This is a genomic window from Pseudomonas sp. MIL9, from assembly GCF_016887925.1.
Taxonomy (GTDB): domain Bacteria; phylum Pseudomonadota; class Gammaproteobacteria; order Pseudomonadales; family Pseudomonadaceae; genus Aquipseudomonas; species Aquipseudomonas mohnii.
On the sequence record NZ_JAFEHE010000045.1, the window covers coordinates 1 to 8,911 of the forward strand.

The 8,911-nt window shown below is 55.9% G+C and carries 5 protein-coding genes and 1 tRNA gene; 2 read left to right on the forward strand and 4 right to left on the reverse strand.

Translation table 11 applies throughout. The features are described from left to right. The first annotated feature begins 612 nt into the window (after positions 1-612). On the forward strand, positions 613-1,494 hold the full coding sequence (locus JQF37_RS31040) for a site-specific integrase (RefSeq protein ID WP_239142547.1): 882 nt from the start codon (positions 613-615) through the stop codon (positions 1,492-1,494). A gap of 43 nt (positions 1,495-1,537) precedes the next feature. Then, entirely contained in the window at positions 1,538-2,128 is a 591-nt protein-coding gene (locus JQF37_RS31045) for a hypothetical protein (RefSeq protein ID WP_204149922.1), read from the forward strand. Positions 2,129-2,343: 215 nt separating this feature from the next. On the opposite strand, the gene JQF37_RS31050 is transcribed toward JQF37_RS31045, so the two are convergent. From JQF37_RS31050 to JQF37_RS31065, 4 genes are all read right to left on the reverse strand, one after another. Further along, positions 2,344-3,267, reverse strand: a complete 924-nt coding sequence (locus JQF37_RS31050; RefSeq protein ID WP_204149923.1) for a replication initiator protein A — start codon at positions 3,265-3,267, stop codon at positions 2,344-2,346. 403 nt (positions 3,268-3,670) lie between these two features. Continuing rightward, complete coding sequence (locus JQF37_RS31055; RefSeq protein ID WP_204149924.1) at positions 3,671-4,729, reverse strand: site-specific integrase; 1,059 nt, start codon at positions 4,727-4,729, stop codon at positions 3,671-3,673. A 105-nt stretch (positions 4,730-4,834) separates the two neighbouring features. Continuing rightward, a tRNA-Ile gene (locus JQF37_RS31060) sits at positions 4,835-4,911 on the reverse strand. Positions 4,912-4,926: 15 nt separating this feature from the next. Then, positions 4,927-8,673, reverse strand: coding sequence for an EAL domain-containing protein (locus JQF37_RS31065; protein WP_130209590.1), 3,747 nt, complete (start codon positions 8,671-8,673; stop codon positions 4,927-4,929). Positions 8,674-8,911 lie beyond the last annotated feature (238 nt).

The window sequence follows — 8,911 nt, forward strand, 5'->3', positions numbered from 1 at the left end:
ATTCGATGACCTTCCTGTCGGTAGGCCGTCATAAACGAAAACGTGGAAAAAGCCAGATGACTTTACCGGACACTTACAACCGAGACGCCTATCAGCCATTCTGATCAGGCATAGCCCACATCGGCTGTGATTAAAACGATGTTCAGTCAGCACGCTGATCAGCCGTGCAACGAGGTTGATCCTCTCGAAAAAATGGAGTCCGAAACAGGCGAGATCAGTCCGAGCCCTCACTGACGTAACAGTGAAAACAGGTGGCGAATAGGTGAATAGCCGCTGAGCCCAGCTGGATTTTTCTAGGTTGGCCAGATGTTCTTACAATCCCTCGCTTTTACCCCCCAATTGGCTCGCACGTGATCTTCTAACTGGATACTTTGGTTCTCATCAGGAGGAGCAAAATGTCCAAATTCGATGCTATGTCTGAGCTAATTCGGCTTCGTACCAATGCAGGTGTCCGCCGTAAAACTCACTACCGAAAATCCCGCTTGGATCGTTACGCCGGCGAGCTTCTTCAGCTATACCGTGCGGGTGCCCGAGCTGCGGATCTGCAGCGTTGGTTACAAGAGCAGCGAGTGGCTGTAGCACACTCAACGGTAGCGCGGTGGCTTCAGAAGAATGGCTAAGTTCGCGAGCCCAACAAAACAAGCTGGCTCCGTAATGCGCGCGCTTCAAGGCGACACGCTGCGCGCTGTAGGAACAGTCCGAAACTATGAGCAATCGCTCACGCGAGTGGCCGAGTGGGCCAGGTCCGAGCGGCTATCGGGCGGGCTGCGGAGCCTGACCCGTGAACAGGCCATTTCCTACCTGGAGTTTCGAGGTCAGGAAGTAGGACAAAAAACGCTGGACCTTGATCGCCAAGCGCTTCAGGCGATGTTTCGACTTAAAGGTGAACTCAAGGCCGCTCAGCGACTGCCAGTGGTCAAATCTGAGCATGCTCAGGCTCTCAAATCCCGAGCATATACACCCGATCAGGTCTCCTTGGTAACCAAGGCACAAACTCAGCGGAACTCACTCGCGACTGAAGTGGGTTGCGCTGCTGGCCTGCGCGCGCACGAGCTTCTGACTTTAAGACCTGCAAGCGAGCGCAGTCCGGATGTTCGACCAGCGCGTACTGAAAAGTTTATGGGTCGTGATGGCGTTCTGTATACCGTGCAAGGCAAGGGTGGGTTGATACGGCATGTGATGTTGCCGCATGACCTGTCCGCTCAAGTTGAGAGACTGCGCCTGGACGCCCCTCGGCGTGTAACCGATCGAGGTGTTCACTATCAACAGCACTACGACCTTAACGGTGGTCACCGATGGTCCAGTTCGTTTTCAAGTGCCTCCAGTCGCGCCCTAGGGTGGTCTGCCGGTGCTCATGGTGTCCGGCATAGCTATGCACAGCAACGGATGCGCGAACTCCAACACTTGGGATTGAAGCGCAGTCTCGCTCTCGAAATCGTGAGCCAGGAAATGGGGCATTTTCGTCCATCCATCACAGAGGTTTATCTACGATGACGTGGGAACTATTTACGGCAGCAGGAAAACAAGGAAAACCGTTATGGACGTGATGGATCGTTGGCTTTGGGGCGGAACCTTCGCCTGCTGTGCCGGTTACTACGGATTGGACAAGATATTCAGCAAGTCCGGCTGGGCTGTTTACCAAGATGCTGAATGGACCATTGTTGCTAGTGGTTGGTCCGTGGCGTTGCAAGGGTGGCCTCTCGTGGTACTGGGAGTTCTAGTTGGGATCTGGATCGCGATGTTGTTTATTGGTCATCAATACGAGACGACGAGAGGGAATGAGTTGATGGAGCGGTTACAGCGACAGGTGCGTGCTACGAACGCTGCGGAAGAAACAGCCCTTAAGTCGGTTGAAGCTAAGTTAGCAAACGAAATGCGGCACGCCCGAGCAGCTCAGGAGGAAGCCTTACAGCGAGAGCAGAAAGCAGCCAAGGTAGTGTTAGAGCACGAGGCATCGATTGCCGCTGTCAAATCTGAAGCGTACGAGCTAGTTCGGCGCTTTGAAACACGGGCCCTTGATGCCGAGCACCGAAAAAAACAGGCTCAAGGGGCTGCCGAACGGAAAAAAAGGCGTGGCGAAGGGGATGACTCTGATCGCAGTAATATGAACCCAAGCAAAGTGTTTTGAGTCGAGGCGCATCGGGAATACAGTCCTGGCGCGGCTGCCTAGTCAGCTCCATGCATGCTCAACCTTCTAAGATTTGAATAAGATACTCAAGATTTAGCGCTTTTCTATTATGAAAAACCTTGTAAAAACAATTGGTTATGGTTTTTTTGGTTCCTGTGCGACGGATTTAGGTTCCCCTACGACGGAATACGGTTCCTGATGGACGGCGCAGGTTCCTAACCGACGGTGGTTTTACGGTTCTTCATAATGAGCATAGGGCCGGTCTCGCCAGCAACTTCTGCGAGCGAGTACTCGGGCAAATCATCGTCTTTGATTAGCTCTCGCAGTCGAAAGGTAAATTTTTTAAAGTCACCTTGGCTGCCGCTTCGCTCATAAAGCTTTCTGAAGGTCCATGTGCAATCGTTTTTACCAGCACGGAGCCTCGCTAGCCGATATACAAATCGCGCAATCCCAGATTGCAATCGCAGGTAGTCGGAATGCACCGTTAGGACCGCGGGTGTTTCACGCTGAACGATCTCGTTGTAAAGAAGATTCGGCAGTTCGATTTCGACTGCTACTACTCTGCGCTCATCGTTTCGCTGAAGGATTCTATAGCTGCTTATCAAGCCTTCTGCAGATATATCAAGAAGCCTCCGCCCATTTCGCTCTTTCATCGTCCGCTTGATCTTCACTGTTGTTGTCTTGAGTCGGTCTAGAGCCCATTCCAGCTCTTCGTATTGACGGCCCCCGTCACCACGTAAGATGGAAGAGACTGATGGACGAAATAGGCGCCCTGGCTTGACACCGTGTCCTGAGCGGTAGCTGTTCATTGCCTTGGTGAGATGAGATACCGCCATGATTACTATGTCGTAATCCCATATCGTAGCCATTCCTGCTGGGCCAGATGAGACCTCAACAAATCCATCAGGCAAATCGTATCGAATAGTCTGGTTGCAGCGTTTCTCCCGTTTGGATAACCGAAAAATCGCAACATCCATGACGCTTCGAGCGTCCCGTGAACGCTCACCAAACCTCGTTGTTTGCACATCCAGTTGTAACTCTTCTCGCTCAAGAGTTTTAGGTTCCGCTGGATCAGGAGCGGTAGTCAGCAACGGTTCTTTTGTCTTCCGTGTAACAACAGAACTTTGCAGTTTTGCCATGGATCTTTGGACGTTGTTAGCCATTGGTTAGGGCTGTCGCGAGATCGCTCGCGCGAAAATAGACGCGACGCCCGAGCTTTACTCGAGCAGTGTTGATAGATTTGGCGAAAGAGCCTGATTGAGAGAGCGAATACGCCAAGCCTGCGGGGCTTCGGTGAAGCAGTTCCGCAAGCTGAATAAGCGTTACAAGGGGGCCATATCGCTCGATAAGCTGCTGTTCGATTTTTTCCTGAGATGTCATGAGAAACCTTTATAGATAGGGGTTTCTCTAACAGTCCAAACGATGCCCCCATTTTGAGCCCGTTTTTCGACGAATTAAAAAATAAACTTCGCGCCCCTCCGTTCTCCTGGCGCTGGCTGGTCTCAAATGTTTGTGCATGCACAAACATTTGCTTAGCTGGCTTCACCTCTGCTGAATCTGATCGAGCCTTGAAACCAAGTCCTCAGCTCGCAAATGCGTATACCTCCTCAACATTTGCATCGATTTATGGCCGCTTATGGCTGCCACCTCTTGATCCGACAGCCCAGCTTCAACTAGCCGGCTTACGGCTTCATGCCGTAGATCATGAAAACGAAAATCTGACATTCTCAATTTGGTTTTCATGGTCCCCCAAACCTTTGTAAATGCGTATGGACGACGTTTTTTGTCTCGACCAGGCTCGCCGAAAAAAACCAAATCACAATCGACAGGTCGGATGGGATTATTCATCGCAGACTTAACAGCTTCGGTTGCGAATCGGTTCAGAGGAACGGTTCGAGATGAGTCATTTTTCGTGTCTTTGAGTCTCAAGACGCGCTTTTCTAAGTCGACCTGGTATATCCGTAAGGTTGAAATCTCAGAAGCTCTCATACCGGTTTCCAGGGCTATGCGCACGATCCATCCCAGCATTGGATTGCTGTGAGCGTTCACGGCACTGATCAGTCGAAGAGATTCATCAGGCGATAATCTTCGATCTCGACCTTCACCGGGGCTTGGCTTACGAATGTTTAGCACTGGGTTGAATGTAAGGCCCACTCCCCATTCTTGGATCGCAACGGTGAAAAGGTGGCTGAGTAGCGCTAGTTCAAGGCGAACTGTGTTGTTACTGATGTTTCCCTTGTGTCCGGGTTCGCTCAGGCGCTTGTCACGAAAGCCCGCGATGATTTCAGCGGACAATGCGGCGAGCGAGTATTTTCCCAAGTGTTCGATGAGCTTTTTGGCTTTGCTGATTTCGCCGCGCTGAGTGGTCGGCTTTTTGGAGGGGGTTACATCGCTCAGATAACGCTTCAGGGCAGCTTCAAGGGTCATTCGTTCTGATCCGCTGCGCTGGATGTAAACGCCCCTGACCATTTCGTCCTCGGTGCGTCTTGACCAGTCTTCAGCGTCGCGTTTTGTGCGGAAAGTCTTAGAAGCAGTCGGCCAGCCATTTTTACGAATGACCGCTTTCCAGGTGCCTGAGGGGGTTTTTACGAGGGTTGCCATACGTTCTCCGAGGGAAGATCGGTACGGACTGTACCGAAACTGTACCTCGGGAACATCTGATTGGGGCGTCAAAACCTGCAGCTTAGCTGCAGGCCTTGATTCATATGGTGGGCCCACACGGACTTGAACCGTGGACCAAAGGATTATGAGTCCTCTGCTCTAACCAACTGAGCTATAGGCCCTCAGTAGGCCGCGGATTATAGCGACGGTTTCGCGGCTGTGCTATCCGAAAAGTCTGAAACGGTTGAACGAAGAAACGTCGCGGCAAATTCGTCGGGGGGCAGGGGCAGGCTGACGATGTAGCCCTGGATCTGCTCGCAGCCTTCGTCGGCCAGAAATTGCTGCTGCGCGTGAGTCTCCACGCCTTCGGCAATCACGGTGAATTGCATGCTGCGGCCGAGGGCGATGATGGCGCGCACGATGGCGGCGTCGTGCGGGTCATCGGGCAGGCCGCGAACGAAGGATTGGTCGATTTTAAGTATGTCCAGAGGCAGGCGCTTGAGGTAGCTCAGTGACGAGTAGCCCGTTCCGAAGTCGTCGATCGCCAGTTGCACGCCCAGATGCTTGAGTTGATGCAGCACCGCCAGCGCTTCCTCGGCCTGGCTCATGATGAAGTTTTCGGTGATTTCCAGTTGCAGGAAACCCGGTTTGAGGTGGTTGTCCTTGAGCAGTTGTTCGATGCGGCCGAGCAGGTTGGGTTGGCGCAACTGAGCGCCCGCCAGGTTGACGGACAGCGGGCCGAGGCCTTCGTAGGTCAGGTTCCATTCGTGCATTTGCCGGCAGGCGGTTTCGAGCACCCAATCGCCGATCTGCAGGATCATGCCGTTTTCTTCGGCCAGGGAGATAAAGTGCTCCGGCGGTACGTCGCCAAAGGTCGGATGGCGCCAGCGAATCAGCGCTTCGGCACCCACCAGGCGATAGTCGTCGAGGCTGATTTTTGGTTGGTAGTAGAGCTGCAGCTCGTTGCGCTCGATGGCGCGACGCAGTTCATGTTCCAGTGCCACTCGCTCACTGGCCTGCGCGGTGAGGTCGCGGGTGTAGCTTTCGACCCGGTTGCGGCCCTTGGCTTTGGAGCGGTACATCGCCGCGTCGGCGTTCTTGATCAGCGTGGCGACATCGCCGCCGTCCTGTGGATAGAGGCTGGTGCCGATGCTGGAGCTGATGAAAAACTCATGCTCACCGGCCTGAAACGGAGCGGTGAAGCAATTAAGCAGTTTGGTGGCGATGTTGTCGGCGTCGCTGGCTTGCTGCAGGCCGGGTAACAGGATGATGAACTCATCGCCGCCCAGGCGCGCCACGGTGTCGATGTCGCGCAGCTGCTCTTTGAGCCGCACGGCAATGCCTTTGAGCAGCAGGTCGCCGACCGGGTGACCGAGGCTGTCGTTGATGTGTTTGAAACGGTCCAGATCCAGGAATAGCACCGCGCCCTGGCCGCCGTTCTCTTTCTGGGTATTGAGGGCGGTCAGCAGGCGGCTTTCGAATAGCGTGCGGTTGGGCAGGCCGGTGAGCGGGTCGTGGTGGGCCTGGTAATCGAGTCTGGCCTGGGCGTGTTTGAGGCTGGAGATGTCAGCGAACACGGCCACGAAGTGGGTGATGAACCTGTCCCGGTTGCGCACGGCGCTGATGGTCAGCCAGCTCGGGTAGAGCTCGCCGTTTTTGCGCCGGTTGGAAATCTCGCCTTGCCAGTGACCTTCGGCGGTCAATTGATGCCACATGGCGGCATAGAACGCGCTGTCATGCAGGCCGGAGGCGAGCAGGCGCGGGGTATGGCCCAGGGCTTCGCTCTCGCTGTAACCGGTGATTTCGGTAAACGCGCGGTTGACGGCGCTGATGTGCTGCTGGGTATCGGTGATCAATACGCCTTCGGCAGTGCTCTCGAATACCGTCGCCGCTTGTTGCAGTTTTTCCTGCATCAGGTGGCGCTCGGTGATGTCCCGGGCGATGGTCAGCATGCAGTCTTCGTCACCAATCGGCAGCGGACGGCTGGACACTTCGCAGAGGCGGATCTGGCCGTCGCTGCGGCGAATATGGCAACTGAAGTCGCGGACAAAGCCGTCGCGGTGCAGCAGGTCGAGCATCTGCTTGCGCTCGTTGAGGTTGACCCAGATCCCCAGATCCAGCGCCGAACGGTCCACCGACATCGCGCTGTTGAACCCGGTAATGCGGCTGAACCCCTCGTTGACCTCGATCAGCAGGCCGTCGCTTTGCCGGGACAGCAACAAGCCGTCCGGCGAGGCGTGGAACGCCTTGGCGAATTTCTCTTCGGAGGTTTGCAGTTGTTGCTGGGTTTCCTTGAGCTGGGTGATATCACGCACGACCACCACCAGCGCCGGGGTCGTATCGAGGTCAAAGGGCTCGGCGGAGATCAGGCCGGTAAACACCTGGCCATTGCTGCGACGAAAGGGCATCTCCAGGTTGCGGATGCTGCCGGCCTGCAAGCGCTGCAACAATCCCGGCCCGACGCCGGGTATGCCCCAGATATTGAGGTTGGTGGCGGTCTGGCCGATGACGTCCTCGGCCCGCAGGCCGATCTGTTCTTCGAACGCTTCGTTGACCTCCAGCAGGCAGCCGTCGGAAAGGCGTGCGATCACCAGGATGTCCGGGCATTGCTGGAACACCGAGGCAAATTTCTGCTCCGACAGGCGCAGGGCTTCTTCGGTGCGCTTGGCTTCGCTGATGTCGATCATCAGTCCGCGCATCACCGGTTCGTGGCCATGTTCGATCAGGCTGACGATATCGCGCACCCACAGGCAGCGCCCGTCAGCAGTGATGACCCGGTAATCGAGGCTGTGGTCGCGTCCGGCCAGCACTTCGTGATCACAGAAGTTCTGCGCGCGGGTCAGGTCGGCGGGGTGAATGATGTTGCGCCAGAAGCCCGGAATCAGCCAGTGCGACAGCGGATAGCCGAGCAAGGCTTCGGCATGCGGCGACACATAGCTGTAGGTGAAGTCGCTCATCCGCGCTTCCCAGGCGATGGCCGACAGGCTCTCCACCAGCCCGCGGTAATGGTATTCGCTGCTGCGCAGTTCCTGTTCCAGATCGACGCGGCGGGCGATCTCCGAGCTCAGGCGGCGGTTGATCCGGATCACCACGGCCAGCACGATCATCAACAACAGTAAACCCGGCAGGCCGTAGACCAGCAGATCGGACCAGAAAGTCCGATGATCGAGGACGTTGCCTACCCAATGTTCCTGAATGGAACTGATTTCGGCCGGGCTCATGTCCGCCAGAACTTTATCCAGAATGCCGACCAGCATTTTGTTGTTGCGGGGCACGCCCATGGCCAATTGATAGCGATAGGGGGTCTCGCCGCTGACGTAGAGGCCGTCCAGCTTGAGCTGGCGCAGACTCCAGACGCTGGAGGCAAGGTCGCCGACCACGGCGTCCACTTCGTCGGTGGCCAGTGCCTGCAAGGCCGAGCTGACGTTGGGCATCGCCACCAGATTCAAATCGGGGTTGTGGGTGCGTAACAATTCGTGGGGCGCGTAGTTTTCCACCACGGCAATTTTCAGCCCGTACAAGTCCTCGATTTTGCGTGGCTGGGGGCCTCCGACATGGGCCAGGATGACAATCGGGAAATCCAGATAGGGGCGGGTGAATGACAGGTAACTCTGGCGTTCCGGGGTCGACATGATGCCTGGCAAGAGATCCAGCTTGCCTTGTTTGGCTTGCTCCAGCACGACTGTCCAGCTGACCGGCTCGATAGGCGTCAGTTCAACCGCCAGGCGCCGGCGGATCAGGTCGATGTAGTCTGCCGCCAGGCCCTGATAGCGGCCCTGTTCGTCGCGAAACTCAAAGGGCGGCCATGATGCATCGACACCCAGGTGCAGGTCCGGGTGGGCCGCAAGCCAGCTACGTTCTTCGTCGGTCAGAGTCAGCGCGCCAGCCGTTGCGGTCCAGGTCATCAGCGACAGCAAAAAAAACACGGTCGGCAGTCTGGGCATAACGGTCTCGTTATGGCTCGGGGGAATGCTTCGAGTGTAGACGGGCAAATCGGCGGGAGGGGTAGCGCGGGGGATTTAATCTGTAGAAAGCAAAACCCCCGGCCTGGGCCGTAATGCTGTTCACTTAAGCGGAGCAGCCTTACGGTCCACCGGAAATCGGTTTTTTGAAATTTTCACCGTCCTTGGCCTTGAAGGCCTTGGGCGGTGATCCAGAAACAGCCCGGCAACGCCTTTTCTT